The sequence below is a fragment of the Rahnella contaminans genome (genome assembly GCF_011065485.1).
Taxonomy (GTDB): domain Bacteria; phylum Pseudomonadota; class Gammaproteobacteria; order Enterobacterales; family Enterobacteriaceae; genus Rahnella; species Rahnella contaminans.
The window spans coordinates 1-25,693 of the sequence record NZ_JAADJS010000002.1; the positions used below are offsets into that span (position 1 = coordinate 1).

Below are 25,693 nucleotides of genomic sequence, written 5' to 3' on the forward strand. Positions count from 1 at the left end.
GTTTAAGACTAAGACGTTGATAGGCTGGGTGTGTAAGTGCAGCGATGCATTGAGCTAACCAGTACTAATGACCCGAGAGGCTTAACCTTACAACACCAAAGGTGTTTTAGATTGACTCTGTGCGAGACCGAGATTTTTCAGCGTAATGTTCCGAGATTGGTTCGTAGTGCAAGCCTGAGAGAGGGTGAGCGGTATGAATGAAACAGAATTTGCCTGGCGGCAACAGCGCGGTGGTCCCACCTGACCCCATGCCGAACTCAGAAGTGAAACGCCGTAGCGCCGATGGTAGTGTGGGGTCTCCCCATGCGAGAGTAGGGAACTGCCAGGCATCAACTTAGTAAAGTTTGCTATTAAGCAGGCTGTTATAGGAATAAGCGTGCTGATATGGCTCAGTTGGTAGAGCGCACCCTTGGTAAGGGTGAGGTCCCCAGTTCGACTCTGGGTATCAGCACCAGTAATAAGCGTAGAGTTCGGTAAATTACAGAATTTGCCTGGCGGCAACAGCGCGGTGGTCCCACCTGACCCCATGCCGAACTCAGAAGTGAAACGCCGTAGCGCCGATGGTAGTGTGGGGTCTCCCCATGCGAGAGTAGGGAACTGCCAGGCATCAAATAAGTGAAAAGCCCTGTACTGATGTACAGGGCTTTTTGCTATTTAGAATTTGAGACGCGAAATGGCCAAAAAACTGGCCAATAACTCTGATTTTGCAGCTATTAAAGAAAAGGCCATCCTCCCGGATGGCCTTTTTTGCTTTTGTTTGCATAAAAATCAGTGATTAGAACTTTGCGAGATACCAATCCCAGTTTGTGAACGAACAAACTGAGGATAGAAACGCTCTCTCTCTTTTTGCCCCTCAACAGAATTGTCGGTAATTGAGAAGAACCAGGTTCCTGCAAAGGCAACAATCATTGAGAAGAGAGCCGGATATTCGTAAGGGTAGATTGGCTTCGCGTGTCCTAAAATCTGCACCCAAATCGTTGGGCCCAGGATCATCAGTATCACGGCCGTCAGTAACCCCAGCCACCCACCTATCATCGCGCCGCGAGTCGTCAATTTAGCCCAATACATCGACAGAAGAATAATCGGGAAATTACAGCTTGCTGCGATGGAGAATGCCAGACCCACCATGAACGCAATATTCTGTTTTTCAAACAAAATCCCCAAAGCGATGGCCACTATACCGAGAACGATAACGGTAATCTTTGAGACCCTCAGCTCATCGCGCTCCGTTGCCTTACCATCTTTAATGACGCTGGCATACAGGTCATGAGAAACCGCGGATGCACCAGCCAGTGTTAATCCGGCCACGACGGCCAGTATTGTCGCGAAAGCCACTGCCGAGATGAAACCGAGGAAGAAGCTCCCGCCGACCGCATCAGCCAGATGTACCGCTGCCATATTATTACCGCCAAGCAATACGCCGCTGGCATCTTTGAATGCAGGGTTTGAACTGACTAGCACGATAGCGCCAAAACCAATAATGAACGTCAGGATATAGAAGTAACCAATGAAGCCGGTTGCGTAAAATACGCTTTTACGGGCTTCCTTGGCATCATTAACGGTAAAGAACCGCATGAGAATGTGCGGCAAGCCTGCGGTCCCAAACATCAGTGCAAGCCCCAGTGATAACGCCGATATCGGGTCGGAAACCAGTCCTCCCGGGCTCATGATTGCGATACCTTTTGAATGTACCGCGACGGCCTGTGTAAAGAGGGTATTGAAGTTAAAACCAACGGATTTCATGACCATAACAGCCATGAATGTGGCGCCTGCCAGTAACAGGATTGCCTTGATGATTTGTACCCAGGTTGTTGCCAGCATGCCGCCGAACAACACGTAAAGCACCATCAGGATCCCAACCAGGATGACTGCGACATGGTAGTTCAGGCCGAACAGTAGCTGGATAAGCTTACCGGCACCCACCATCTGTGCAATCAGATACAGTGCAACCACAACCAGCGAACCACAGGCCGAGAGCAGGCGAATTGGCTTTTGCTTCAACCGGTATGAGGCGACGTCGGCGAAGGTGTATTTACCCAAATTACGCAGACGTTCAGCAATCAGAAAAAGGATGATTGGCCAGCCGATAAGGAAACCGATGGAATAGATCAGGCCATCGTAACCGGAGGTATAAACCAGCGCGGAGATCCCAAGGAAAGATGCGGCAGACATGAAATCACCGGCAATCGCCATCCCGTTTTGCAGCCCGGTAATTCGGCCGCCAGCCGTATAATAATCCTGACGGGAACGCGTCCGTTTAGCAGCCCAGTAGGTGATATAAAGTGTCGCCCCGACAAACAAGACGAACATCACGATCGCTTCAATATTAAGAGGCTGACGTTTTACCTCGCCTGCAATTCCTTCTGCTGCAAAAGCGCTGAAAGGCAAAGCCAGAGATAACATCAGGAAAAGGAGGGAGCTACGGCGTGCGATCATGGCTTAACCTCACGGATAATATCAGCCGTCAGTTGGTCAAACTCGCTGTTGGCGCGAATGACATAGATGCCAGTGAGGATGAAAGAAATCACGATCAGCCCGACGCCAACCGGAATACCCCGCGTGATTGTGGCACCTTCATACAAGGGCGTCCCCAGCCATTGCGGATCGAACGCAATCAGCAAGATAAAAGCGACATACAGCACCAGCGTGATGCCGGACAGAAGCCAGGCAAAACGGCTGCGCTTTTGCACCAGTTCCCTGAAGCGCGGGTTACTTACAACTCTCTGATAAATTGGATCATTCATCTCAGTGACTCCTGTGAGGCATTGATAGAGTTCACCGCGCCAGGGCGGTGAAAATTATGACGGCACTTTCATTGATTGTTTTTCTTCCAACAATTTTTCGACTACGCCCGGATCCGCAAGCGTTGAGGTATCTCCCAGATTACTGGTGTCACCGGCTGCAATTTTGCGCAGAATGCGACGCATAATTTTGCCGGAACGGGTTTTGGGTAATGAATCCGTCCAGTGAAGAACGTCCGGTGTGGCGATGGACCCTATTTCTTTACGCACCCAGTTGCGTACTTCCGTATAGAGTTCCGGTGAAGGTTCCTCGCCATGATTCAAAGTGATGTAGGCATAAATAGCCTGACCTTTGATGTTATGCGGAATTCCGACAACGGCGGCTTCTGCAATTTTTGGATGTGATACCAGTGCGGATTCAATTTCAGCCGTTCCCAGACGATGGCCGGAGATATTCAGGACGTCATCCACACGGCCTGTGATCCAGTAATAGCCATCTTCGTCACGACGCGCGCCATCACCGCTGAAATACATATTTTTGAAGGTGGAGAAATAGGTTTGCTCAAAGCGATCATGATCGCCAAACAGGGTACGTGCCTGGCCCGGCCAGGAATCGGTAATGACCAGATTGCCTTCGCAAGCGCCCTCCTGCGGGATACCTTCATTATCGACCAGCGCGGGTTGCACACCGAAGAAAGGACGGGTTGCAGAACCCGCTTTTAGCTCCGTCGCGCCCGGCAACGGTGTGATCATGAAACCGCCGGTTTCAGTCTGCCACCAGGTATCGACGATCGGGCATTGGCTGTTACCAATCGTTTTGTAGTACCACTCCCAGGCTTCCGGGTTAATCGGTTCACCCACTGAACCCATGATCCGCAGCGAGGCGCGGCTGGTTCCTTCGACCGCTTTGTCCCCTTCAGCCATCAATGCACGGATGGCGGTTGGCGCCGTATAAAGAATGTTTACTTTGTGCTTATCAATGACCTGGGCCATACGCGCTGGCGTCGGGTAATTTGGCACGCCTTCAAACATCAGGCTGACCGCACCACAAGCCAGCGGGCCGTAAAGCAGATAGCTGTGGCCAGTTACCCAGCCTACGTCGGCAGTACACCAGTAGATGTCGCCGTCGTGGTAATCAAAGGTGTATTTGAAAGTCAGCGCTGCATAAACCAGATATCCGCCAGTGGTATGCAAAACGCCTTTAGGTTTACCGGTGGAGCCGGAGGTATAGAGGATAAACAGAGGATCTTCCGCTTTCATTTCTTCCGCCGGACAATCAGCCGGAACATCTTTTATTGCGTCATGCCACCAGATATCGCGGCCTTCTTTCCATTCACCCTGTTTCCCGGTGCGTTTGAAAATAATGGAGTGTGTCACGCTGGTGACTGCCGGATTTTTCAGGGCATCGTCCACATTCTGTTTAAGCGGGATGGTTCGACCTGCACGCAACCCTTCATCGGCGGTGATCACGATTTTGGCATTGGAATCAATGATGCGGCCGGAAACGGCTTCCGGTGAAAAACCGGCAAAAATGACGGAATGCACTGCGCCGATACGGGCACAGGCCAGCATTGCCACGGCGGCTTCAGGCACCATAGGCATATAGATGGCGACAACATCGCCTTTCCTGACGCCAAATCCTTTTAATACATTAGCAAACTGGCAGACATCCTGGTGAAGCTGTTTATACGTGACGTGCTTATTTTCAGCATTGGGGTCATCGCCTTCCCAAATAAGCGCGGTCTGATCGCCTTTCTCTGCTAAATGCCGGTCGAGACAGTTAGCCGCCAGATTGAGCGTGCCATCTTCAAACCAACGAATATCGATATTTCCCGGTGCAAACGAGGTATTTTTCACCTGAGTAAACGGTTTGATCCAGTCGAGGACTTTTGCCTGTTCTCCCCAAAAGGCTTCGGGGTCTTCAACAGACTGCTGATAATACTGTTGATATTTTTCAGGTGTGATCAGGGCGCGTTCTGCCACAGAGGCAGGAATAGAATGCTTATGAATTTGGCTCATGGTTTTTCTCCTTTATTTTGTTAAATATATGTCAATCAAAAGTTAAGTGTAGTTTGCGTTAGGGCTTTGTTTGCTTTCTGGGGGGCAGATCACGCAAGCGGAGAAAAAACAGCAAGATATCTGCAACAGCAGTGCGGGACAGGCCACAAAAGGCAGCGTGATGTCAGAAAGAACTGAGGTATGAGCCAAAAAGGAAACAGAAACTGTTCTTTCTCAATGAACACAGGGCGGTTTGAGAAGAATGAACGACTGAAAATGATCTGAAGAGAGATCCGGACGGACTTAGCTGAGGGCGTTCTTTTGATCTGAATGCAGAGTTTTCTCACTGATGTCGGAGAAAATGTATCAATAACCCTGAAAACGTAAATTTTAATTAAACGAAAAGTAAATTATTGGTTAACTAAAGCTTAACTTTTTAAATTAACAAGAATGATTTTTATTCAGGCCGGAACATTTAATGTTAATTATTTTAACTTTTAAGTTAATTTCCATTCATAAAGGTGATGTTTAAAGATTAATCTGAGATTAAAACTCTTAATATTTGCAATTGGCAAATTATTATAACGTTAAATTTAAAATATCAGTATATTGATCTGGCAAGAGAGGGGTGCTCTCTTCGGTACAGCGAAAAATATCGCCTGTGTGCGTATTTATCACTTAATAGCTACCGTTAAATCTCAAGGACTTACTATGTTTAACGCTAAGAACAAGACACTGATTATTGCTTTATCTACTTTAATTTCCGCTTCAGCTTTTGCTGATGACGTTACAACACCTCCGACCGGCGCTGACCAGGGTTCCGGCCGTATTCATTTCACCGGTACCGTTATTAATGCGCCTTGCTCTATTGCCGCAGGCGATGAAGACATTAATGTCGATATGGGTCAGGTGGCGAATAAGGTGCTGGCAAGCGGCAATAAATATTCTCAAAACGTTAACTACACCATCCATCTGCAAGACTGCGATTTGACCGCGCAAACTGCCGGCACCGTTGAATATCCGGCGATGTCTAAAGTTGCCGTATCTTTCGCGGGTACTCCGGACAGCAGTGCCACTGAACTGCTGGCGAACACCGGCAGCGCGAAAGGTGCAGGCATCCGTCTCATCGACGCTAACGGGGATTTGCTGAAAGTTGGCGATACCTCAAAAGACATTAATCTGGTAACAGGTAATAACGAGCTGGTATTTGCTGCGCGCGTTGAAGCCAACACCCAGCCAGTGTCCACCGGTACTATCGTTTCTCAGGCGACTTACGCCCTGAACTACAAATAAAGATTGCTGTTATTAAGGGGAGTTATCTCCCCTTTATTTTCCGGGTGCATCGGGGTTCCGTGCTGGATTTATAAAAAATAAAAAGTGATTTTATTATGTTGTTTGCGATGGACAGAACATCGACAGGAATGAGAATAACAACAGGGGTTATTATTTTCTTGTCAGGATGCTTTATTTCATTCAAAAGTTTGGCGGTAGAATTTAACGTTAACTTTATTGATTCTGCCGATCGCAATAATGTAGACCTTTCACGTTTTCAGGTGGCGAATTATATCGCGCCCGGTGAATATCTGCTGGATGTCGTGCTCAATGGCCGCACGCTGGGCGATCAAAGCCTGATTAAATATATCCCTACTGAAGATAATAAAAACAGCCGTCTGTGTGTGCCGCCTTCACTGGTGGATAAATTCGATCTGACCAAAGCCGCCCAGGAGCAGCTGACACTCTGGCATCACGGCGAATGCACTTCTCTGGATCGTCAAAAAGAAATCACCGCACGTTACGATCAGGAAAAACAGACGCTGAATATCAGTATCCCGCAGGCGTGGTTGACGTTTCACGATGAAAACTGGGTTCCGCCTGCCCAGTGGGACAACGGCGTGAATGGCGTATTACTTGATTACAACCTGCTGGGCAGCAAATACATGCCCCAGCAGGGCAACAGCTCGACCAGTTTTAGCAGCTACGGTACGACCGGATTTAACCTGGGTGCGTGGCGTGCCCGCGCTGATTATCAGTATTCCGCCGCCAGGACGTCAGGATCGCCTGACAGCGATAAATTCACCTGGACGCAAACCTATCTGTTCCGTGCATTGCCTTCCATCGGCGCGCGTCTGACCGGCGGGCAGACCTATTTCAGCTCAGATATTTTCGATTCCTTCCGCTTTATCGGCGTTTCCGTCAACAGTGATCAGAGGATGTTGCCGCCTTCGCTGCGTGGTTATGCGCCTCAGGTAACGGGTATCGCCAAAACCAACGCCAAAGTCAGTATCAGCCAGAACGGCCGGGTAATTTATCAGACCAACGTTTCTCCCGGGCCGTTTGTCGTGCAGGACCTGACGGAAGCCGTGCAGGGTGCGCTGGACGTTAAAATTGAAGAAGAAAACGGCAGCGTAACGACATATCAGGTTACCACGGCGACGATCCCGTTTCTGACCCGAAAAGGTCAGGTGCGGTTCAAGACGGCGATGGGGAAACCGACCACCGGCAGCAGCAATCACGTTTTGCAGCCGGGTTTTTACAGCGGAGAAATGTCGTGGGGCGCGCTTAATGATTTCTCAGTCTATGGCGGGCTGATTGCCACCACCGGGAACTATCAGGCTCAGGCACTCGGCGTCGGGCAGAATTTGCAAAAGCTGGGCGCGGTGTCTTTCGATGTCACGCGTTCTTCCGCTACGGTTCCTGTGGCGGGTAAGCAAACGGGTTTCAGCTATCGCGCCAACTATTCTAAACGCTTCGATTCCACCGGAAGCCAGATCACTTTTGCCGGTTATCGTTTCTCGGAAAAAACCTTCATGTCGTTCAACCAGTATCTCGACAAGGTGAACGGCGACGGGTATTCCCGCGACGATAAACAAACTTATACGGTAACCGCCAACCAGTTTCTGCCGTGGCCGGCGATCACGTTGTATCTCTCGGCGACACATAAGGTGTACTGGAACGAAAATCCCAGCAATAACTACAGCGTTTCCGTCAGCAAGATATTTGATATCGGGCGGTTCACCGGGATTTCCGGAACGTTGTCGGCCAGCAAGCTGAGATACCGCGATACCGATGAAAACCAGATGTTCCTGTCATTCAGTTTGCCGTTGTCTTCCGGGCAGCAGATCAGCTATGACGCTCAACAGGATTCCCAGGGTGGATTTTCGCAAACCGCCTCTTATTACAACAGCCAGGATCCGAACAACAGCTGGCGCGTAGGAGCCGGCGGAAGCAGCCCTGACCTGCAAAAAGGCGACGGCGTTTTCCGTGCTAACTACCAGCACATGTCTCCCTACGGTCAGTTAGGCGTGAACGGCAGCGTAAAAAATAACGATTACCGCTCGGTAAACGCCAATTGGTACGGCTCTTTTACGGCCACCGCAGCCGGAGCCGCATTGCACCAGAGCAGCTCTGGCAGCGAGCCGCGCATGATGGTGTCGGCCGGAGTGAAGGGTATTCCGATCAGCGAAGGCGCGTCGGTAACGAATGATTACGGCATCGCCGTCGTGAACGGCGTCTCCAGCTATCAGACTTCTGATATCCGCGTCGACGTCAATCATCTGCCTGATGATGTAGAAGTTTACAGCTCGGTTGTCAGCAAAACCCTGACAGAAGGAGCAATAGGTTTCCGCAAAATCCGCGCGATTAAAGGCGAGCGCCTGATGGCCGTCATTCGTCTCGCTGACGGCAGCTATCCGCCATTGGGGTCGTCGGTGACGGATAACAGTTCCGGATTTGAAGCCGGTCTGATTGGTGATGGTGGTCTGGCGTATCTGGCGGGCGTCTCCGGCGAGAAATCGCTGACGGTACGCTGGGGCGGCGATCAGAAATGCCGGATACAGGTACCTTCGCAGCCCGTGACCCGTTCCGGCCAGGTGCTATTACCGTGTAGCTGAAAATTAACAAAGTGAATCAGGAAAGGAAGAGTCCGATGAAGAAGCAGATTTTACACACAGGCATGGCGTTACTGATGATGGCCAGCGTGGCTTGTCCGGCCATTGCAGCCATTAACCTTGACCGGACGCGTATCATTTTTAATGCCAATGACAAATCGGTCAGCGTCATGCTGGAGAACCAGAGCAAGGACTTGCCTTATCTGGCGCAGGTCTGGCTGGAGAATGCGCAGGGCGAAAAAATCACATCTCCGCTGGTGGCGCTGCCGCCAATGCAGCGGATTGATGCGGGCCAGAAAAGCCAGATCCGCGTACTTCAGTTACCGGAAACCGCCGCACTGCCGAAAGATCGCGAATCGTTATTTTATTTCAATGTGCGTGAAGTCCCGCCAAAAAGCGAAATGGCCAACGTGATGCAGGTTGCGATTCAGAGCCGCGTGAAGCTTTTCTTCCGGCCCACCGAACTGCGCAAATTGCTGAAAGGGAACTGGCAGGAACAGCTTCAGGTCAGCCGCCTTTCGGACGGGTTGAAACTGACCAACCCGACACCGTTCTATATCACCGTCGGCTATCTGGGTAAGGATAATAAAGGCAACGTGCCGGGGTTTGACAGCGTGATGCTGGCCCCGTTTGCGACAGAATCCCTGACCGGCGGCCAGTATGTCAGCAACCGGTACAGCCTGGGATATATGGACGACTACGGGGGTTTACAGGTGAACGAGTACCAGTGTCAGACGCCTCAGTGTCAGCTCATCAGCAAAGAAGGCAAACGCTAAGCTGTGTGTACGCCAGTATTTGAACCTGTTCATCTCCTCGATAAGGGATTGTTATGCCTGATATTTACCGGTTATTCGCTGGCAGGATGATATTGATTATTTTATTGCTCTGTTTTTCCCGCAGCGCGCTGGCGTTAGATTGCGTGGAAAAAGGAACGGGGATCGTCGATAAACCTGCGATCCCGGTCGGGCAGCTGGCGATACCGTCGAATGTGCCGGTTGGCACCAAAATCTGGGAATCCAATGACATTAACGTCACCGCATATTGCGATAATGTTCTGGGTTCAATCATTGATGTGGTTCATTTCTACTTCAACCCGAAATCCCAGTCGATTGGTGAGGGCTTACTGCTGGGCGTGAGCTATAACGGGCAGGATCTCGAGCAGAATGAACAGCGTCTCAGCACTAACAGTACGCCCATCAAAAAAGGCCAGAACGTTACGGTAAACGTCACTTTCCGCCTGTATATCAAGGTCAGCGGGAACGCGCCTTCCAGCGGTCATTATCAGGGGGCTGATCAGTTCACGGTATTCCAGCTTGATGGCAGCCGGGGCATCAACAAATCGCCGGGCGCTAAAAACCTGAAATATAACCTCTCCGGCTTACAGGGGATTCGTTTCCTGGCCTGTGGCTCCGATTTGAAGGTCTATCCGGAATCTCAGATTGTAGATTTCGGCCCGATCCAGAGCACCATTTTGTCCCGTTCTTCCGGTATTTCTCTGCCGTTTGCCATTAAAGCCGTTAAGCAGGGATGCCTGGATAATTTCTCCCTGCAGGCCGAGTTTTCCACGGCCAGTCCGTTGCTCGATAATACGGCCATAGATTTGTCGAATGGTGCCAAATTAATGCTCTACAACGATAAAGAACAGGCAATTACGTTCAATCGTTATGATGATTTTGCAGAACTCAATAACGTGAATGAAGTGACGAAAAACTTCACGGCGAAAGTGAGTGCGATCCCAGGGAGAGCACTTTCTCTCGGGCAATTTGATGCATCAGTGATCGTCAAGATTAACTACTACTGACCGCGTCTGAAAGAGAGGGAGAACGACATGCTAAGAACGGCTAAACTACGGGCTCAGGCGCTTGAAGAACCGGTATATTCTACCCAGGCTCCGGAACTCATTGCTGAGACAGAAATTCATGCGTTGTTGCAAACCTTACGCGAAGATGCCGGATTAAATAAAACTGAGCTGGCCCGACGCCTCGGGATCACACCTCCGGCCATCACTCGCCTGGAAAAGCGTCCGGCACAGGCCAGTTTCAGTACGCTGGCCCGTTACGCTCAAGCCTGCGGATTTCAACTCTATCTGTATTATAAATAGACAAAAGCAGTGACGACCGGGTCTCACAGACTCTTACTGAAGATGCACAGCGTAAACGGTGACTGATTGTTTTCGATGAGCAGGGCGTTATCGTCGAACTTCTTTAAGACCAGCGTATCTGTGTGGCCCGTCAGAAAAAAACTGTTCATCAGTAAAAGTGAGGAAATACGCCAGTCAAAATCATCCACGCTATCGATATTGATCTGACTGCTGGTCATCGAGTAGGTATCCGTGGCCTTACTTTCATGGATATAATCATAATAGATATTGCGCAGCAGCGTTTTTTTCTCAATGACGACATTTTCATTGTTATACAAATATCCTGTCCCGCTCAGAGAAATCAAAATTTTATTCTTGCTCAGAAAACTAAAGTACAGCGATGCTACCATCCTGGCTTTCTGATTATCATATTGTGCTTCTATGATCATGTTTCCCCGGCAAGGGATGTTAACCGGAAATGCCTCTTTGTCTTTTCTTAAAAAAATCTCGCAAAAAACAATGATCAGTAAAACAATAATGGGCAATAAGAATAAAAGAAGGATCTTCTTTACTGAAGGTAAGCTTTTATTATAATTTGTCATTCGTGGTCCTGTCATTTGTATAATAACTTATGCAAATGTTCATCTTATGATTATCATCGGTATTACATTGCGTCATGAAATCGCGCACAGAACCCGTATTTATCGGGAGGGAAAATCGCTCACTTTGAAATATGAATATTTGACCGGGCTTGCAGGAAATATTGTTTTTTCGCAGGAAAATTTCGGCCAGACGCGCGAATTCCTCCTTTCGTGACGGAGTGACGGGCGCGGTTGAATACAGTTCGCAGACACCTATTCTCGCAATCTGCAAATGCGCCATCGGGTCACTCAGATTACGGTGAAGGATGAAAATCCCCCAGGCCGTAATCACTGTTGTGACTAAAATACTCATAAAAACAGAGTGTTTTGTTTCCCATCGGTAGTGCTCCGGTGTCACGGTTTCGGGCTGAACTGGCTCAGTCACCACCTCTGTGGAAGGCTGTTCTTCAGCGATGGGAAGAATGATTTCCGGTATTTCGATAACACTTCTGGACTCTTCCGTATTTTCTTTGGGAGATGCGATTTGCTCAAAATTCACCGCAATGGCGATCTCTTTCCTGATGTAAAAACCAACTTTGGGAACGGTGACAATGAATTCATCGGAATAACCCAGCATAGAAATCACTTTACGTAATTTGCTGATGCAGTGATTGAGGTTATTATTACTGGCAGTCAGTCCATAGTCATCCCATACTTTTTTAAAAAATGTTTCACGAGGAACAACAATGCCATGTTGCTCAATCAGCAATAATAAAATTCTCCGCGCAGGATTGGATACAGCGACCTTACTCTCAGCGTCGCTCAGCAAAGAAAGTGAGTTATCCTCTGGATTGAATACTATTTCATTTTCAATCAGATAAATCATTTGCATCCTCAGTCTCCCTGTTAAACATATCCTGTCTTACATTTGCATTCAGATAATTAGTACAGTGCTACCCTATCAGAATTTTACCCTGATATACCGTCGTTAAGGGGCAGTCAGTATAAACCGTACTATTTAAAAGTCAGATTGTTGTCAGAAATATTTACATGCTGGCAATGTATGGCCTTAACGGAGGGAGAAGAAAAAGGAAGGCTTGAGCCGGAAAGATATAAATCACGTACGGAATTTTAGTAGTATGTGATTTATAAGGTCATCAGGACAGGTACTGGCCGGCAATGTGAATCTGCTGCCGGTCAAAGTCGACAGCGATATCTACACCCAGCGGCAGGGTGAGCATCGGGTGAGTATGGCAACAGTCAAAGCCGTCGACTAACGGGATATCCTGGCCGTTAAGGATTTCCAGCAATACATCTGCGGGCTGTCTGCCGGTTCCGGCGTCATCGAATAATTCGTGCTTCCCGAGCACTATCGCACTGACGCGGTCGAAAACGCCATTGAGCTTAAGCATGGAGAATGAACGTTCGACGGTGGCGATATCTTTCAGGCTGTCTTCGATAAATAAAATGTCGCCCTGACGGATTTCGGGCATATAAGGACTTCCCCAGATCCCCGAAAGGGTATTCAGATTGCCGCCGATGACGCGCCCTTCAATACGCCCTTTGCCCAGAAAACGGCAGGTATTGGCATACAAATGCTTAGCCCGAACCGGAGCAATATCATTCCAGTTAAGCTCTTCATCCGTCCAGTGTGAGGGCAAAGAATAACGATATGGCGCGTCATGACGGTTCATCAAAACGTCAGCAAAAGACGCATAAGTCTCATCAACCAGCGGGGGAAATTCGCCGAAAGAGGCAACGAGCGCAGGGCCGTAAAAAGTTATCAGTCCGGTCTGTGCGTAAATGCCTGCCAGCAGCGCGGTGGTATCTGAATAACCAATAATGATTTTCGGGTCAGCGAGCAGTGCGTCGTAATCGAGGTAAGGCAGCAGGGAGTTAGTGTTATTGCCCCCGATGGTGGACATCACACAGCGCACCTGCGGATCACGAAACAGCTGGTTTAATTCTTCAGCCCGCCGGGCAACGGATCCTGAACGGTAATGGTCTGACTCGCCGGTCAGCAACCCCGGTTTGAGCACAAAACCTTTTTCCCGCAAGTAGTCTTTCCCGCGCGCAAAGCGGTTTGGTGCCGTGGTGGTAACCGGTGAGGAGGCGGAGAAGAAACCAATAGTGTCACCGGTTTTCAATGCTGGCGGGAAAAGCGGAGTTCCGGACGAAGGCATTTCTATATCCTATAAATTTGCTCAATGTTCAACCTGCAATGTATCAGCTCAGTTGCAGGTTGAACATGACAAATCAAAGGATTAATGCTGCGTAATGACGTCTTCTGACGGGCTTTTTTTACCAAAAAGTTCATTCACTTTATTCTGGCGTACCAGTATCGCCATTGCGACCACGCCGACGATCGCCAGACCGCTCGACAGGATAAAAGCAGACTGATAACCGCCGCCGTACTGGATTAAAAAGCCGGTGATGCTGGGAGATAAAATCCCGGCCAGATTAGCCAGCAGATGCACAAATCCCCCCGCGGTTCCGATGCGATGCGCCGGCACGATATCCTGCAATAGCGACCAGCATGCCTGCGGGGTCATATACGCGAAGATACTGGCGACAGTGATCAGGGCGACGGCACCGGCCGTATTGCGGGTGTAAGCGGTCATCAGCACGCAACCTGCGGCGATGATCAGGCCGGTGAAAATGACGGCTTTGCGTGAAAAAAGGAAGTTGCCGGTCCGGCGGTATAGCATGTCCGCCACAATGCCGCCGCCAATGAAACCTGCGGTTGCGCCAAGCCACGGGAGAATGCCGATAATGCTCATGCTCCTGATATCCAGATGCTGGAAATCCGTGAGGTAGCTCGGCAGCCATGACAGGAAAAAATACTGAATATAGTTGAAGCAGAAAAACGCGGCGGCCACGCCTAATACCGGTTTGGAAAAAACGTAATACCACAGGGTATGCACATCTTTTTCTTTCATCCCTGAAGTGACCGGTGTCGCCGGACGGTCGCTGGCAATCAGCGTTCTCTCGGCCTCTGAAACGCGCGGATGCTGTTCCGGTTTATCGCGGAAAAGAATCATCCAGGCTGCCAGCCACACGAAGCCCAGCGCGGCAATCACCACAAAGGCAATACGCCAGCCGAAGTGCAATCCGACCAGTCCGACAATCGGTGCAGCAATTGCTGCGCCCAGCGGTTGCCCGGCGTTGGTAAACCCGACCGCACGCCCGACTTCTTTACGCGGGAACCAGTTGGAGATGGATTTGTTAGTGGTGGTGCCCATCGGCCCTTCACCGATACCAAACATTACCCGCACGACCAGCAAATGCCCGAAACCTGTCACCAGCGCCGTAGCACCGCAGAATACCGACCAGAAAGCTGCCGCCAGCCCGAACACTTTGCGTGGCCCGAATCTGTCAGCGCTCCAGCCCCCGATGAAACAAAACAGGCAGTAACCAATGAAGAAGGCGCTGAACAGAATCCCCATCTGCGCATCGTCAATGTGCAAATCGCCTTTGATCAGCGGTGCCATGACCGAAAGCGCGGCGCGATCGAGGTAATTCAGCATGCCCGCAAAGAACAGCAGCAGGGCGATAATGACGCGGTAATTGGATTTACGCATGAGCCGCCTCCGTCATCAGGGAAAGAGTTTGTGAGCTGACGAGATATTTCTGAATGACGGCGGGAGAAGGCTCAAAACCCAGACCCGGCGCATCAGGTAAAACCATACGTGGCGTGAAGTCCAGCTGCGGATAAAGTTCTTCCTGCCACTGAATGAAAGGCACCTCCAGACTGACACTTTCATCAAGCAAGGCCACCAGTTGCGCGGTCGCCATCAGGCCGGCGCCATAATAGAAGCAGTGCGGAACAACCCGGACAGAATATTGTTTTGCCAACGAGAAGACTTTCAACATGGCGGTGATACCGCCAACTTTGCTGACGCTCGGCTGTGCGATGTCAATCGCGTCGCGTTCGAAATGCTCGACAAAACCCTGTACGCCCGCCGCATTTTCGCCAGCGGCAATTCGTGTGCCTTGTGTTCTGACCTGCGCCAGACCAGCCAGATCATCCGGCGGCCAGACGGGTTCTTCCAGCCATCCCAGATTCAGAGAGCGTAACTTCTGCGCCTGCGCGGTGGCATCTTTAACACTCCACGGGCAATTCACATCGACCATCAGTTCAGCATCTTGCGGCAATACTTCCCGCGCGGCGGCAATGGCAGCGTATTCGGTTTCATGCAGTTTGATGGCGCGGAATCCGGCGTCATAAGTGCTCAGCACTTTTTCTGCCACGCGTTGCGGGTCATTCCCGTAACTCACCAGACTGGCATAAACCCCGATTTTATGGCGCCTCGCCCCAAGCAATTGCCAAAGCGGCTGGTTTCTGGCTTTTGCCAGCAAATCCCACAGCGCGATATCCACTGCCGACAGCGCAAACATCACCGGCCCCGTGCGGCCAAAGGCGTGGAAATTGATTTCTGCCTGTTGCATCAGCGAGGCAATTTCGTCAGGGCTTTGCGGACAGGTTTGCCCGAGGAAAAATCTGCCCACCAGACCGTTCAGCGCCGTTTCCGTCATCGGGTTTGAAAGATGACCAAAACCTTCGCCCCAGCCGTGTAAACCGGTATCCGTGGTGATTTTGACCAGCAGCGTTTCCATACGGGTTAATGTCGGTGACGCCGCGTTGTAAGCGTCAGTGTTTTTCTCTTGTGATTTTTCCCTGCCGCTGCTGAAAGGAATAGCAACGCGCAATACCTCAATGTGGGTTATTTGCATCAGACAATCCTGTTTGTAGGGCTTTGAGTAAATTTTTTAGCCTAAGGAAACAGTCTAAAACGAGGAAATATGCCCGTTAACGGACGTTGGCCTAACTTTTAAACAGGATTGAACGGGAGTTTTGTGCAAATGAATGAAGGGGTGAGAAGTGAGTCACGAAAGGGAGAGGGCAGGATTTTTTTGGCCGAGGCCAGAAAGCAAAAAACCAGCCGTTAGGCTGGTTTCTTTAAATATGGTGCCCGGACTCGGAATCGAACCAAGGACACAGGGATTTTCAATCCCTTGCTCTACCGACTGAGCTATCCGGGCAACGGGGCGCATTAAACCGTATTGGGCATGTGCCGTCAACGGCTTTGTCATGTAAAACACATAAAAGACGTTCGTTTGCTGACTTTTCATTCAAAAATGGCGAAATGGCCTGTCTGCGGTCATAGAAAGTCAGGAAAGTGCGCCATGTTCACGGCAGCGGGCGACATTCAAAACATCTTCTGCCAGACGTCGCGCCACTTCCACATCGATGAGCTGACGTTTCACCAGCAACTTGCTCAGACAACCTTCAAGGATCAGTTCCATCTGCTGCGCCACCATTTCGGCGTCATCGGAACCCATTTCCTGGAGCAAAGACAGCGTGTAGTCGTAGGACGCCCGCTTCTGATTTTCGGCCAGTTGATGAATAGGCGCGCCGCTCTCAGGGAAAAATGTACAGGCCGCGATAAAGAGGCATCCCGGGTAACGCTGCTGGCGCACCTGTTCATCGAGCACTTTATACCGAGCCAGCAATTTCTGCGGCGGGGTGAGCGTTTCATCCAGCATCAGCTGACGCCGCCAGATCTCAATTTGTTCTCCGTGATAGCGCAGGCTGTCATAGAGCAGGGCTTCGGCGTCGGGCCAGAAGCGGCGAAGTTCATTGAGCGGAACGTCGACGAGTTCAGCGACGTTTTCCAGTGACAATGTTGCAAGGCCACGTTGTTCCAAGAGATTTAGGGTTTGATCGAGAACCTGTTCACGTAGCACGTTTGCCTCCTCACAATTCGCGTACTTCAAAATGTAGTGTCGTTTAAGGGCGGGCTTTCTGCAAATGCGTACTGAACTCAGTGGCATCCATAAAACCGGTGACCCGCGACTGCGGCAATTCATGGCCGTCGGGGCCAAAGAATAAAATCGTGGGCAAGCCCAGCACTTCAAGATGCTCTAACAACGCCTTCTGCTCCGCCGAGTTTTGCGTCACATCGGCCTGAAGCAACATAGTATCGGCCAGCTCATTCTGCACCTCTGGCGCGGAAAACGTATATTTTTCGAACTCTTTACACGCCACGCACCAGTCCGCGTACAAATCCAGCATGACGCGTTTGCCCTGCGCGCCCTGCAAGGCGGCATTCAGTTCATCAACGTTATGTATTTTCTGGAAGTTCAGCGCGTGCTGTGGCGCGGACTGACTGCTGGCGGGCGCAAAGGCCCAGTCCTGCAACGGACGGCTGACGATAAGCGCAGCGGCGAGGAAAATCAGTTGCAGAACACGCACGATACCGCGCTGACTTTTCAGGCTCAGCAGTAACGCCCAGCCGAAGAATGCGATGCCGAGCAGGCTCCACAGGCGTAATCCCCAGGTATCGCCAATCACACGCTCAAGTAAAAACACCGGCAGCGCGAGAATGACAAAACCGAAGCCTTCTTTGACGTAATGCATCCACGGGCCGCTGCGTGGCAGCAGTTTATTCCCAAACAGGGTGACGATAATCAGTGGGATCCCCATCCCCAGCGCGTACAGATAGAGCGTGCCGGCACCGGCCAGCAAGTTTCCGCTCTGGGCGATATACAACAAAATGGCGCTCAGTGGCGCGGTGGTGCAGGGGGAACAAATCAGGCCTGCCAGCGCACCCATAATAAAGACGCCCGGCAGCGAACCGCCTTTTTGTTCATTACTCCACAACGCCAGCCGGGTCTGAACGGAGGACGGAAGTTGCAGGCTGAAAGCCCCAAACATCGATAACGCCAGCGCGATAAACATCACGGATAAAACGATCAGCACCCACGGGCTTTGCAATGCGGCCTGGAACTGCAAGCCCGCGGCGGCGACCACCATTCCAAGGAGAGTGTACGTCAGCGCCATGCCCTGTACGTACAGCAGCGACAGCAGGAAAATTCGCTTCATGCTGTGCGGACGCTGGCGCCCGAGAATAATGCCGGAAATCAGGGGATACATCGGCAGCACGCACGGCGTGAACGCGATGCCAATACCAATCAGTAACGCCCAAAGCGGCGAAAACGGCAGCGGCGTGGAGACTTTTGCTGGCGTGGCCTCGACCGGCGGAAGGGCGGATCCTGCGACGCCTGAGCTGGCTTTAACCGGCTCTGAAACTTCACTGAGCGGCACTTCACGGGTTTCCGGCGGATAGCAGAAACCAGCGGCGGCACATCCCTGATAAGTTACGCGGACGGTTGCATCGGCGCTGGCTTGCTGTAACGGCACCGTAAGGCGCAGCGCGTTTTCGAATATTTCACTGTCACCGAAAAATTCATCGTGATGTTCACGGCCCTTCGGCAAGATAAACGCTGCCAGCCGGGCATTCTTCGGTTCAATCTCAATTTTGCTGCGATATAAGTAGTAACCGTCGCGGATCTGCCAGTTCAGCTTGAGATCGTGCCCTTGTTGCTGAAAATCAAAGCTGAAAGCCTGATCAACAGGAACAAATTGCGTGGCTGCCGGTTTATCAAACAACGAGGCGTGCGCCTGCAAAGGCAAGATAAACAGGCTGCACAGCAGAAAGAAAATTCGAAGAATGCGGTGATCCATGCGGAGTAAAGTTCTCTTTGTCGCGGCAGTTAAACGGCCACTGGGTGATTCGACAGAAGATGCGGACGGCTTCATGCCGCAGCGCGTTAATGAAATGTGAGTATACCCCGTGCGAACGCGACGCAGAAAGCCCTGCAGGTACTTTACAAAAGAGTGAAGCGGAAGAACGCAGGAAAGGTGGGGGCCGTAGCCCCCGGAAAAACTGTCAGAGAATAATACTGCCGGCGGCGAAGCCGAAAAGAACCGACAAAAATACGCCGATCGTGCCCGGTATAAAGAACGGATGGTTAAAGACGAACCGGCCAATTCGGGTGGTGCCTGTGTCATCCATCTGCACGGCGGCAACCAGCGTCGGGTACGTCGGCAAAATGAACAGCCCGGAGACTGCCGCGAAAGAACCCACCGCCGTCAGCGGGGAAACGCTCAGCGCCAGCGCCATTGGTAAGAGTGCTTTGGTCGTCGCGGCCTGCGAATACAGCAGGGCCGAACTGAAGAAGAAAATCACCGCCAGCAGCCAAGGATGTGCCTGAATAATGGTGCCTGCGGTTTCCTTAATCCAACCCAGATTCGCCTGTACAAACGTGTCTCCGAGCCAGGCAACGCCGAGGATACAAATGCAGGCGCTCATGCCGGATTTGAACGTGCTGGAGGTCAGAATTGAGTCGGTTTCGATGCGGCACAGCAGGGTGATTAATGTCGCCACGCTGAGCATAATAATCAGAATCGCGCTGTTGGTGGTCATCACCGGTTGAGCAACCCAGCCAAGGCTCGGGCTGTTAATCACGGCGTAGCCAACCACAGAAAAAACGCCCAGCAGGAAAAGTAAAACGGAAAGCTTCGCGCCACGTTTTATTTCCACTTTTTTATCGCCACGCAGCTCAATCAGGCCTTCTTCATAGCGTTTGAGATAAACCGGATCGTTGGAGAGTTTCGAGTCAAAACACCAGCTGATAATCAGCGACATCACAATCACTGCCGCCAGCGTCGAAGGAATCATCACCATCAGCAGATGCAAATAACTGACGCCGTGGCTTTCCATCGTCGACGCCATATACACCACCGCGGCGGAAATGGGCGAGGCGGTGATAGCGATCTGCGCGGCCACTACGGCCGTAGAAAGCGGACGGCAAGGTTTGATCCCCTGCTCTTTTGCCACTTCAGAAATTACCGGGAGCGCAGAAAGTGAAATGTTGCCGGTACCGGCCATGATCGTGAGGAAATACGTGACGATCGGGGCCAGAAGGGTGATGTGTTTCGGGTTTCGGCGCAGCAGTTTCTCGGTTTGCTGCACCAGATAATCCATCCCGCCCGCGACCTGCATGGTCGAAATGGCGGCAATCACGGCCATGATGATTGAGATAACGTCAAAAGGAATCGAGCCCGGTTTCACGCCGATTAAAGCGAGCACCAGAACACCCAATCCGCCCGCGAAACCAATTCCGATGCCACCCAGACGGGCACCGAGAAAAATTGCGGCGAGTACAATAATAAGTTCGATGATTAACATGGCTGTCCGTCCATATATCCAGCAATCCTTAAGGAATTGAAAAATAATTGTTATGTAATTGTTGTTTGCAACTCAGTAAAAAGGCCCGCTGTTCCGCAGAACAACGAGCCTTTAAAAGGTCAGAAATGGAGTCTGTTACTGTTCATTTTCATCGGTATAGCGCTTCGCTTTGTAAGCCGGGTGCTTCAGGTTTTCGATAGAGAAAATGTCGTCCAGCTCGGCTTCCGTCAGCAAACCGCGTTCAAGCACGACTTCCCGGACGCTCTTGCCGGTTTCCGCACAAATCTTACCGACGATATCGCCATTGTGGTGGCCGATGAACGGGTTCAGATACGTCACGATACCAATGGAGTTGAAGACGTAGAATTCGCACACTTCTTTGTTTGCCGTAATGCCGTTGATGCATTTTTCCAGCAGGTTGTAGCAGGCGTTAGTCAGGATGTGCACGGATTCAAACATGGCCTGGCCGATCACAGGCTCCATGACGTTCAGCTGCAACTGACCCGCTTCGGCGGCCATCGTGACGCACATGTCGTTGCCGATGACTTTGAAGCAAACCTGATTCACTACTTCCGGGATCACCGGGTTAACTTTGGCAGGCATGATGGAAGAACCGGCCTGCAATTCTGGCAGGTTGATCTCATTGAGCCCGGCGCGAGGCCCGGAAGAGAGCAGGCGCAGGTCGTTACAGATTTTGGAAAGCTTAACCGCCAGACGCTTCAGGGAGCTGTGAACCATCACGTAAGCGCCGCAGTCTGATGTTGCTTCAATCAGGTCTTCAGCCGGAACGCACGCCAGATTGCTGACTTCCGCCAGTTTCTGCACGGCCAGCTGCTGATATCCTTCCGGCGTATTCAGGCGCGTACCAATCGCCGTTGCCCCGAGGTTTACTTCCAGCAGTAATTCACCGGTGCGGATCAGGTTACGGGTTTCTTCTTTAAGCAGTACGTTGAATGCATGGAATTCCTGGCCGAGCGTCATCGGTACCGCGTCCTGCAACTGCGTGCGGCCCATTTTGATGACGTTTTCAAATTCGACCGCTTTGCGCTCAAAGCCATCACCCAACTGAGAAATCGCATCAACCAGTTTCAGCAAAGAGGCGTAAACCGCGATACGGAAACCGGTCGGGTAGGCATCATTGGTGGACTGGCATTTATTAAGGTGATCGTTGGGATTAAGGAACTGGTAATCGCCTTTCTGGTGACCCATCAGTTCCAGACCGATGTTCGCCAGCACTTCATTCGTGTTCATATTTACCGAGGTTCCCGCGCCGCCCTGATAGACGTCGATAGGGAACTGGTCCATGCATTTACCTTTATCAAGCACTTCGTCGCACGCCTGAATGATGATGTCCGCGATATGGCGTGGAATGGTACGCAGCTCTTTGTTTGCCAGAGCCGCCGCTTTCTTCACCATCACCATGCCACGAACAAACTCAGGCACATCGCTGATCTTGGTGTTGCTGATATAGAAGTTTTCAATCGCCCGCAGGGTATGAATGCCGTAATAAGCTTCTGCCGGTACTTCGCGCGTGCCCAGCAGGTCTTCCTCGATACGAATGGTGTTTGACATGAGAACCTTCTCTTCGGTACTGAATGCGTTATGCGATGTTTAAAATTATGTTACTAGCCGTGGTAAATTTAAAACGATCAACCGTTGTTTCCACAACGAAGGCGATCATATGCTGCTTCAGGCGAATTGCACGTACTAAGATCACTATCCTGCCCTATGATTGTGCAAGTTTTTAGTATCTGTGAGAATTCTCACAATTCATTTACCTGCTCAATTAAATCAGGTCTGGTGCTTGAAATCACCGGGACACAGCACCATCTCATTGTAGTCAGCCTGCATTTCTTTGATGGCAAACATCAGAAACAGGCACTTATTCAGGGTTTCGAACGGTTCTGAAAAAGAACTTCGGGGCCAAATCACAAGGAGAATGCGGTGCGCTGGTTACCGTTACTACTGTTATTCCTGCTGGCTTATATTGAAATCACCTTATTTATCAAGGTGGCTGCGGTTGTTGGCGTCGCCACGACATTATTGCTGGTGGTATTCACCTCCTGCGTAGGTGTTTCTCTGGTCAAAAATCAGGGAATGAAAACGTTCATGCAGCTTCAGCAGAAGCTCGCTGTAGGTGAAAGCCCGGCGGCTGAAATGGTGAAAAGTGTTTCACTGGTGATTGCCGGTTTCCTGTTATTGGTTCCGGGATTCTTTACCGATTTCCTCGGCTTGCTGCTCCTGCTGCCGCCGATTCAGAAACGACTGACGCTCAAGCTGATGCCGCACCTGAATATTGTTCGCTCTGGCGGTAACTGGGGGAGCAGTGCGCCCACCGGAAATACCTTTGAAGGCGAGTTCCAGCGGACTGATGAAACACCGGAACGCCTGGTTTCACCGAAAAAAGATGACGACACAGAGCACCGCGATCGCTAATCTCTGTGGCCTTGATTGTTAATACATTGTTGGGAAGTAGTTTTCAGGCGGGGTTTAGATGGCCTGAAAGCCAAAAGAAAAAGCGAAATTTTTTCTCTTCTTCCCCTTGAATGGGGGTGTATCGCCCCCATTAAACAAACCACGAGGCCAGGCAGGCATTTGTCAGGCATTCAACCCTAAAAATAGATATGGACCCGCTCACAGGAGAGTTATCAATGAAAATTCGTCCATTGCATGACCGCGTTATCGTCAAGCGTAAAGAAGTAGAATCTAAATCCGCTGGCGGCATCGTTCTGACTGGCTCAGCTGCTGGTAAATCTACCCGTGGCGAAATCCTGGCTGTCGGCCATGGTCGCATTCTGGAAAACGGTGAAGTTAAAGCGCTGGACGTTAAAGTTGGCGACATCGTCATCTTCAACGACGGCTACGGCGTGAAAGCTGAAAAAATCGACAATGAAGAAGTGTTGATTATGTCTGAGAGCGACATCCTGGCAATCGTAGAAGCCTGATCTTCCTCCGACCCACTTTTTTCTGAACTGAACGAATTGAAGGGAAATTAACAATGGCAGCTAAAGAAGTAAAATTCGGTAACGACGCCCGTGTGAAAATGCTGCGTGGCGTAAACATCCTTGCTGATGCAGTAAAAGTGACCCTGGGCCCTAAAGGCCGCAACGTGGTTTTGGACAAATCTTTCGGTGCTCCAACCATCACTAAAGACGGCGTGTCCGTTGCACGTGAAATCGAACTGGAAGACAAGTTCGAAAACATGGGCGCACAGATGGTGAAAGAAGTGGCGTCCAAAGCGAACGATGCAGCGGGTGATGGTACGACTACCGCAACCGTATTGGCACAAGCCATCATCACTGAAGGCCTGAAAGCTGTTGCCGCTGGTATGAACCCGATGGATCTGAAACGCGGGATCGACAAAGCGGTCATCCACGCTGTTGAAGAACTGAAAAAACTGTCTGTACCTTGCTCTGACTCTAAAGCGATCGCACAAGTTGGTACTATCTCTGCTAACTCCGATGAAACCGTCGGTAAACTGATCGCTGAAGCGATGGAAAAAGTCGGCAAAGAAGGCGTCATCACTGTTGAAGAAGGCACTGGCTTGCAGGACGAGCTGGACGTTGTTGAAGGTATGCAGTTCGATCGCGGTTACCTGTCTCCGTACTTCATCAACAAGCCAGAAACCGGTTCAATCGAACTGGAAAGCCCGTTCATCCTGCTGGCTGACAAAAAGATTTCTAACATTCGCGAAATGCTGCCAGTACTGGAAGCCGTTGCTAAAGCCGGTAAACCACTGCTGATCATTGCTGAAGACGTTGAAGGCGAAGCCCTGGCGACTCTGGTGGTGAACACCATGCGCGGCATCGTGAAAGTGGCTGCGGTTAAAGCACCTGGCTTCGGCGACCGTCGTAAAGCTATGTTGCAGGACATCGCAACCCTGACTGGCGGTACCGTAATCTCTGAAGAGATTGGCCTGGAGCTGGAAAAAGCGACTCTGGAAGACATGGGTCAGGCTAAACGCGTTGTGATCAACAAAGACACCACCATCATCATCGATGGCGTTGGCGAAGAAGCAACCATTCAGGGCCGTGTATCTCAGATCCGTCAGCAGATCGAAGAAGCAACTTCTGATTACGACCGTGAAAAACTGCAAGAGCGTGTGGCTAAACTGGCAGGCGGCGTAGCTGTTCTGAAAGTTGGCGCAGCGACTGAAGTTGAAATGAAAGAGAAAAAAGCCCGCGTTGAAGATGCGCTGCACGCAACCCGTGCTGCTGTAGAAGAAGGCGTGGTTGCTGGTGGTGGTGTTGCGCTGGTTCGCGTTGCCCACACTCTGGCTAACCTGACCGGCGACAACGATGACCAGAACGTGGGTATCCGCGTTGCTCTGCGCGCAATGGAAGCTCCACTTCGTCAGATCGTTGTGAACGCAGGTGAAGAAGCTTCTGTTATCGCAAACACTGTTAAAGCAGGTGAAGGTAGCTTCGGTTACAACGCTTACACCGAACAATACGGCGACATGATCGCAATGGGTATCCTGGATCCAACTAAAGTGACCCGTTCTGCTCTGCAGTACGCCTCTTCTGTAGCTGGCCTGATGATCACCACTGAGTGCATGATCACCGACCTGCCTAAAGACGATAAAGTCGATATGGGCGGCGCTGGCGGTATGGGTGGCATGGGCGGTATGGGCGGCATGATGTAATCATCATCCCCCTGCGTTCATCCGCAGGTACGGCAAATCAGCGGCAATTTTGTTGTCTGAGTTAACGTACTGAAGAAACCCGGTCTGAAAAGGCCGGGTTTTTTTATTTGACCATTTTTTATCGTGTTCAGTAAGATAAGTCTCAATGTCTTCCGGGTTTAACGTGTAGACTCATTTCTGCGTGGTTTTCGGATTTATACCGATAGCGCAGAACCTTGGGTATGCGTGGCAACGGATGCCTAAGAGAGCCAGGTGTTTTCTGATAGGCTTTATGTGATTACAAAAACAAATGGGGAAAGTGATGCGGATTAAAATGTTACTGGGCCTGTCAGCTATCGCGCTGCTTGCCGGGTGCAGTACCACTCATCAACTGGATGCAGCGGGACAGCAGGTGAAATTCACGGACGACAAACCAGGCGCAAATTGTCAGCTCCTCGGTGAAGTCACTGGTGCCCAAAGCAACTGGTTCTCCGGTACCGGCGGCGATGGCAGCTCAATGCGTGGTGCGGCCAACGACCTGCGCAACAAGGCAGCAGCGATGGGCGGCAATACCATTTATGGTGCTAACAGCCCGTCTCAAAATTTCCTGTCCAGCTTTGCACCGGTTGACAGCAAAATGGTCGGCCAGGTTTATAAGTGCCCATAGTCGGGCCGTTTACGCTTTAGCTGCGTGAACCTGCACAGAAATACGAAAGGGATGCCCGATGGCATCCCTTTTTGCATTTC

21 protein-coding genes, 2 tRNA genes and 3 rRNA genes are annotated in these 25,693 nt (G+C 50.8%); 13 read left to right on the forward strand and 13 right to left on the reverse strand.

From position 1 onward, the window contains the following. From GW579_RS09205 to rrf (GW579_RS09220), 4 genes are all read left to right on the forward strand, one after another. Positions 1-89, forward strand: a 23S ribosomal RNA gene (locus GW579_RS09205); the annotation flags it as partial. Between the two features lie 123 nt (positions 90-212). Continuing rightward, positions 213-328 (forward strand): 5S ribosomal RNA (gene rrf / locus GW579_RS09210). A 50-nt stretch (positions 329-378) separates the two neighbouring features. After that, positions 379-454, forward strand: a tRNA-Thr gene (locus GW579_RS09215). Between the two features lie 36 nt (positions 455-490). After that, positions 491-606: ribosomal RNA gene (gene rrf, locus GW579_RS09220) — 5S ribosomal RNA — on the forward strand. 162 nt (positions 607-768) lie between these two features. Here rrf (GW579_RS09220) and actP read toward each other — a convergent pair. The 3 genes from actP to acs are packed head-to-tail and all read right to left on the reverse strand — an operon-like array spanning position 769 to position 4,760. Continuing rightward, positions 769-2,436: a cation/acetate symporter ActP gene (actP, locus tag GW579_RS09225; RefSeq protein ID WP_165058782.1), complete on the reverse strand. Its 1,668-nt coding sequence runs from the start codon at positions 2,434-2,436 to the stop codon at positions 769-771. Beyond that, positions 2,433-2,744: a DUF485 domain-containing protein gene (locus tag GW579_RS09230; RefSeq protein WP_165058784.1), complete on the reverse strand. Its 312-nt coding sequence runs from the start codon at positions 2,742-2,744 to the stop codon at positions 2,433-2,435. Before GW579_RS09230 ends, actP begins: the two co-directional genes overlap by 4 nt. A 54-nt stretch (positions 2,745-2,798) precedes the next feature. Continuing rightward, on the reverse strand, positions 2,799-4,760 hold the full coding sequence (acs, locus tag GW579_RS09235; RefSeq protein ID WP_165058786.1) for an acetate--CoA ligase: 1,962 nt from the start codon (positions 4,758-4,760) through the stop codon (positions 2,799-2,801). 690 nt (positions 4,761-5,450) lie between these two features. Between acs and GW579_RS09240 the strand changes: the two genes are divergently transcribed. The 5 genes from GW579_RS09240 (at position 5,451) to GW579_RS09260 (ending at position 10,727) form a co-directional block, all read left to right on the forward strand. Beyond that, the gene (locus tag GW579_RS09240) at positions 5,451-6,032 is read left to right on the forward strand and encodes a fimbrial protein (protein ID WP_152325359.1); all 582 of its coding nucleotides are present in this window, start codon (positions 5,451-5,453) and stop codon (positions 6,030-6,032) included. Between the two features lie 95 nt (positions 6,033-6,127). Next, complete coding sequence (locus GW579_RS09245; RefSeq protein ID WP_165058788.1) at positions 6,128-8,629, forward strand: fimbria/pilus outer membrane usher protein; 2,502 nt, start codon at positions 6,128-6,130, stop codon at positions 8,627-8,629. A 35-nt stretch (positions 8,630-8,664) separates the two neighbouring features. Continuing rightward, positions 8,665-9,402 carry a fimbrial biogenesis chaperone gene (locus GW579_RS09250; protein ID WP_405047825.1) on the forward strand — a complete coding sequence of 246 codons (738 nt, stop codon included), beginning with the start codon at positions 8,665-8,667 and terminating at the stop codon, positions 9,400-9,402. 86 nt (positions 9,403-9,488) lie between these two features. Next, the gene (locus GW579_RS09255) at positions 9,489-10,427 is read left to right on the forward strand and encodes a fimbrial protein (protein WP_229905838.1); all 939 of its coding nucleotides are present in this window, start codon (positions 9,489-9,491) and stop codon (positions 10,425-10,427) included. Between the two features lie 27 nt (positions 10,428-10,454). Then, entirely contained in the window at positions 10,455-10,727 is a 273-nt protein-coding gene (locus tag GW579_RS09260) for a helix-turn-helix domain-containing protein (RefSeq protein WP_152325356.1), read from the forward strand. Between the two features lie 23 nt (positions 10,728-10,750). Here GW579_RS09260 and GW579_RS23810 read toward each other — a convergent pair whose 3' ends face one another. The 10 genes from GW579_RS23810 to aspA form a co-directional block, all read right to left on the reverse strand. After that, positions 10,751-11,044, reverse strand: a complete 294-nt coding sequence (locus tag GW579_RS23810) for a FidL-like protein (RefSeq protein ID WP_235937359.1) — start codon at positions 11,042-11,044, stop codon at positions 10,751-10,753. Positions 11,045-11,294: 250 nt separating this feature from the next. After that, positions 11,295-12,179: a winged helix-turn-helix domain-containing protein gene (locus GW579_RS09270; RefSeq protein WP_165058793.1), complete on the reverse strand. Its 885-nt coding sequence runs from the start codon at positions 12,177-12,179 to the stop codon at positions 11,295-11,297. Between the two features lie 265 nt (positions 12,180-12,444). Further along, positions 12,445-13,470 carry a S66 family peptidase gene (locus GW579_RS09275; protein WP_165058795.1) on the reverse strand — a complete coding sequence of 342 codons (1,026 nt, stop codon included), beginning with the start codon at positions 13,468-13,470 and terminating at the stop codon, positions 12,445-12,447. 81 nt (positions 13,471-13,551) lie between these two features. Further along, positions 13,552-14,868 carry an MFS transporter gene (locus tag GW579_RS09280; RefSeq protein ID WP_165058797.1) on the reverse strand — a complete coding sequence of 439 codons (1,317 nt, stop codon included), beginning with the start codon at positions 14,866-14,868 and terminating at the stop codon, positions 13,552-13,554. Then, the gene (locus tag GW579_RS09285) at positions 14,861-16,021 is read right to left on the reverse strand and encodes a mandelate racemase/muconate lactonizing enzyme family protein (protein WP_165058799.1); all 1,161 of its coding nucleotides are present in this window, start codon (positions 16,019-16,021) and stop codon (positions 14,861-14,863) included. The genes GW579_RS09280 and GW579_RS09285 overlap by 8 nt, the downstream gene beginning before the upstream one ends. A 233-nt stretch (positions 16,022-16,254) precedes the next feature. Beyond that, a tRNA-Phe gene (locus tag GW579_RS09290) sits at positions 16,255-16,330 on the reverse strand. A gap of 129 nt (positions 16,331-16,459) precedes the next feature. Then, the gene (dicD, locus tag GW579_RS09295; protein ID WP_165058801.1) at positions 16,460-17,035 is read right to left on the reverse strand and encodes a division control transcriptional repressor DicD; all 576 of its coding nucleotides are present in this window, start codon (positions 17,033-17,035) and stop codon (positions 16,460-16,462) included. A 43-nt stretch (positions 17,036-17,078) separates the two neighbouring features. Further along, on the reverse strand, positions 17,079-18,815 hold the full coding sequence (locus tag GW579_RS09300) for a protein-disulfide reductase DsbD (RefSeq protein WP_165058803.1): 1,737 nt from the start codon (positions 18,813-18,815) through the stop codon (positions 17,079-17,081). 205 nt (positions 18,816-19,020) lie between these two features. Next, positions 19,021-20,322: an anaerobic C4-dicarboxylate transporter gene (locus GW579_RS09305; RefSeq protein ID WP_152325348.1), complete on the reverse strand. Its 1,302-nt coding sequence runs from the start codon at positions 20,320-20,322 to the stop codon at positions 19,021-19,023. A 135-nt stretch (positions 20,323-20,457) separates the two neighbouring features. Next, positions 20,458-21,894 (reverse strand): aspartate ammonia-lyase, encoded by a 1,437-nt coding sequence (aspA, locus tag GW579_RS09310; protein WP_152325347.1) that lies wholly within the window; start codon positions 21,892-21,894, stop codon positions 20,458-20,460. Positions 21,895-22,266: 372 nt separating this feature from the next. On the opposite strand from aspA, the gene GW579_RS09315 reads away from it, so the two are divergent. The 4 genes from GW579_RS09315 to GW579_RS09330 all read left to right on the forward strand — a co-directional run bounded on the left by GW579_RS09315 (position 22,267) and on the right by GW579_RS09330 (position 25,613). After that, on the forward strand, positions 22,267-22,758 hold the full coding sequence (locus GW579_RS09315; RefSeq protein WP_152325346.1) for an FxsA family protein: 492 nt from the start codon (positions 22,267-22,269) through the stop codon (positions 22,756-22,758). A gap of 215 nt (positions 22,759-22,973) precedes the next feature. Continuing rightward, positions 22,974-23,267, forward strand: a complete 294-nt coding sequence (locus GW579_RS09320; RefSeq protein WP_009636718.1) for a co-chaperone GroES — start codon at positions 22,974-22,976, stop codon at positions 23,265-23,267. A 53-nt stretch (positions 23,268-23,320) separates the two neighbouring features. After that, positions 23,321-24,967, forward strand: a complete 1,647-nt coding sequence (gene groL / locus GW579_RS09325; RefSeq protein WP_101078256.1) for a chaperonin GroEL — start codon at positions 23,321-23,323, stop codon at positions 24,965-24,967. Between the two features lie 301 nt (positions 24,968-25,268). Further along, positions 25,269-25,613: a DUF4156 domain-containing protein gene (locus tag GW579_RS09330; RefSeq protein ID WP_014333641.1), complete on the forward strand. Its 345-nt coding sequence runs from the start codon at positions 25,269-25,271 to the stop codon at positions 25,611-25,613. Positions 25,614-25,693 lie beyond the last annotated feature (80 nt).

What these genes read in the sequence shown, in the direction of transcription:
- GW579_RS09280 (WP_165058797.1), bottom strand. Translation starts at nt 14,868, where the DNA reads ATGCGTAAATCCAATTACCGCGTCATTATCGCCCTGCTGCTGTTCTTT.
- GW579_RS09250 (WP_405047825.1), top strand. Translation starts at nt 8,665, where the DNA reads ATGAAGAAGCAGATTTTACACACAGGCATGGCGTTACTGATGATGGCC.
- aspA (WP_152325347.1), bottom strand. Translation starts at nt 21,894, where the DNA reads ATGTCAAACACCATTCGTATCGAGGAAGACCTGCTGGGCACGCGCGAA.
- actP (WP_165058782.1), bottom strand. Translation starts at nt 2,436, where the DNA reads ATGATCGCACGCCGTAGCTCCCTCCTTTTCCTGATGTTATCTCTGGCT.
- GW579_RS09255 (WP_229905838.1), top strand. Translation starts at nt 9,489, where the DNA reads ATGATATTGATTATTTTATTGCTCTGTTTTTCCCGCAGCGCGCTGGCG.
- GW579_RS09285 (WP_165058799.1), bottom strand. Translation starts at nt 16,021, where the DNA reads ATGCAAATAACCCACATTGAGGTATTGCGCGTTGCTATTCCTTTCAGC.
- acs (WP_165058786.1), bottom strand. Translation starts at nt 4,760, where the DNA reads ATGAGCCAAATTCATAAGCATTCTATTCCTGCCTCTGTGGCAGAACGC.
- GW579_RS09330 (WP_014333641.1), top strand. Translation starts at nt 25,269, where the DNA reads ATGCGGATTAAAATGTTACTGGGCCTGTCAGCTATCGCGCTGCTTGCC.
- GW579_RS09230 (WP_165058784.1), bottom strand. Translation starts at nt 2,744, where the DNA reads ATGAATGATCCAATTTATCAGAGAGTTGTAAGTAACCCGCGCTTCAGG.
- GW579_RS09305 (WP_152325348.1), bottom strand. Translation starts at nt 20,322, where the DNA reads ATGTTAATCATCGAACTTATTATTGTACTCGCCGCAATTTTTCTCGGT.
- GW579_RS09275 (WP_165058795.1), bottom strand. Translation starts at nt 13,470, where the DNA reads ATGCCTTCGTCCGGAACTCCGCTTTTCCCGCCAGCATTGAAAACCGGT.
- GW579_RS09270 (WP_165058793.1), bottom strand. Translation starts at nt 12,179, where the DNA reads ATGCAAATGATTTATCTGATTGAAAATGAAATAGTATTCAATCCAGAG.
- GW579_RS09300 (WP_165058803.1), bottom strand. Translation starts at nt 18,815, where the DNA reads ATGGATCACCGCATTCTTCGAATTTTCTTTCTGCTGTGCAGCCTGTTT.
- GW579_RS09320 (WP_009636718.1), top strand. Translation starts at nt 22,974, where the DNA reads ATGAAAATTCGTCCATTGCATGACCGCGTTATCGTCAAGCGTAAAGAA.
- groL (WP_101078256.1), top strand. Translation starts at nt 23,321, where the DNA reads ATGGCAGCTAAAGAAGTAAAATTCGGTAACGACGCCCGTGTGAAAATG.
- GW579_RS09240 (WP_152325359.1), top strand. Translation starts at nt 5,451, where the DNA reads ATGTTTAACGCTAAGAACAAGACACTGATTATTGCTTTATCTACTTTA.
- GW579_RS09260 (WP_152325356.1), top strand. Translation starts at nt 10,455, where the DNA reads ATGCTAAGAACGGCTAAACTACGGGCTCAGGCGCTTGAAGAACCGGTA.
- GW579_RS09245 (WP_165058788.1), top strand. Translation starts at nt 6,128, where the DNA reads ATGTTGTTTGCGATGGACAGAACATCGACAGGAATGAGAATAACAACA.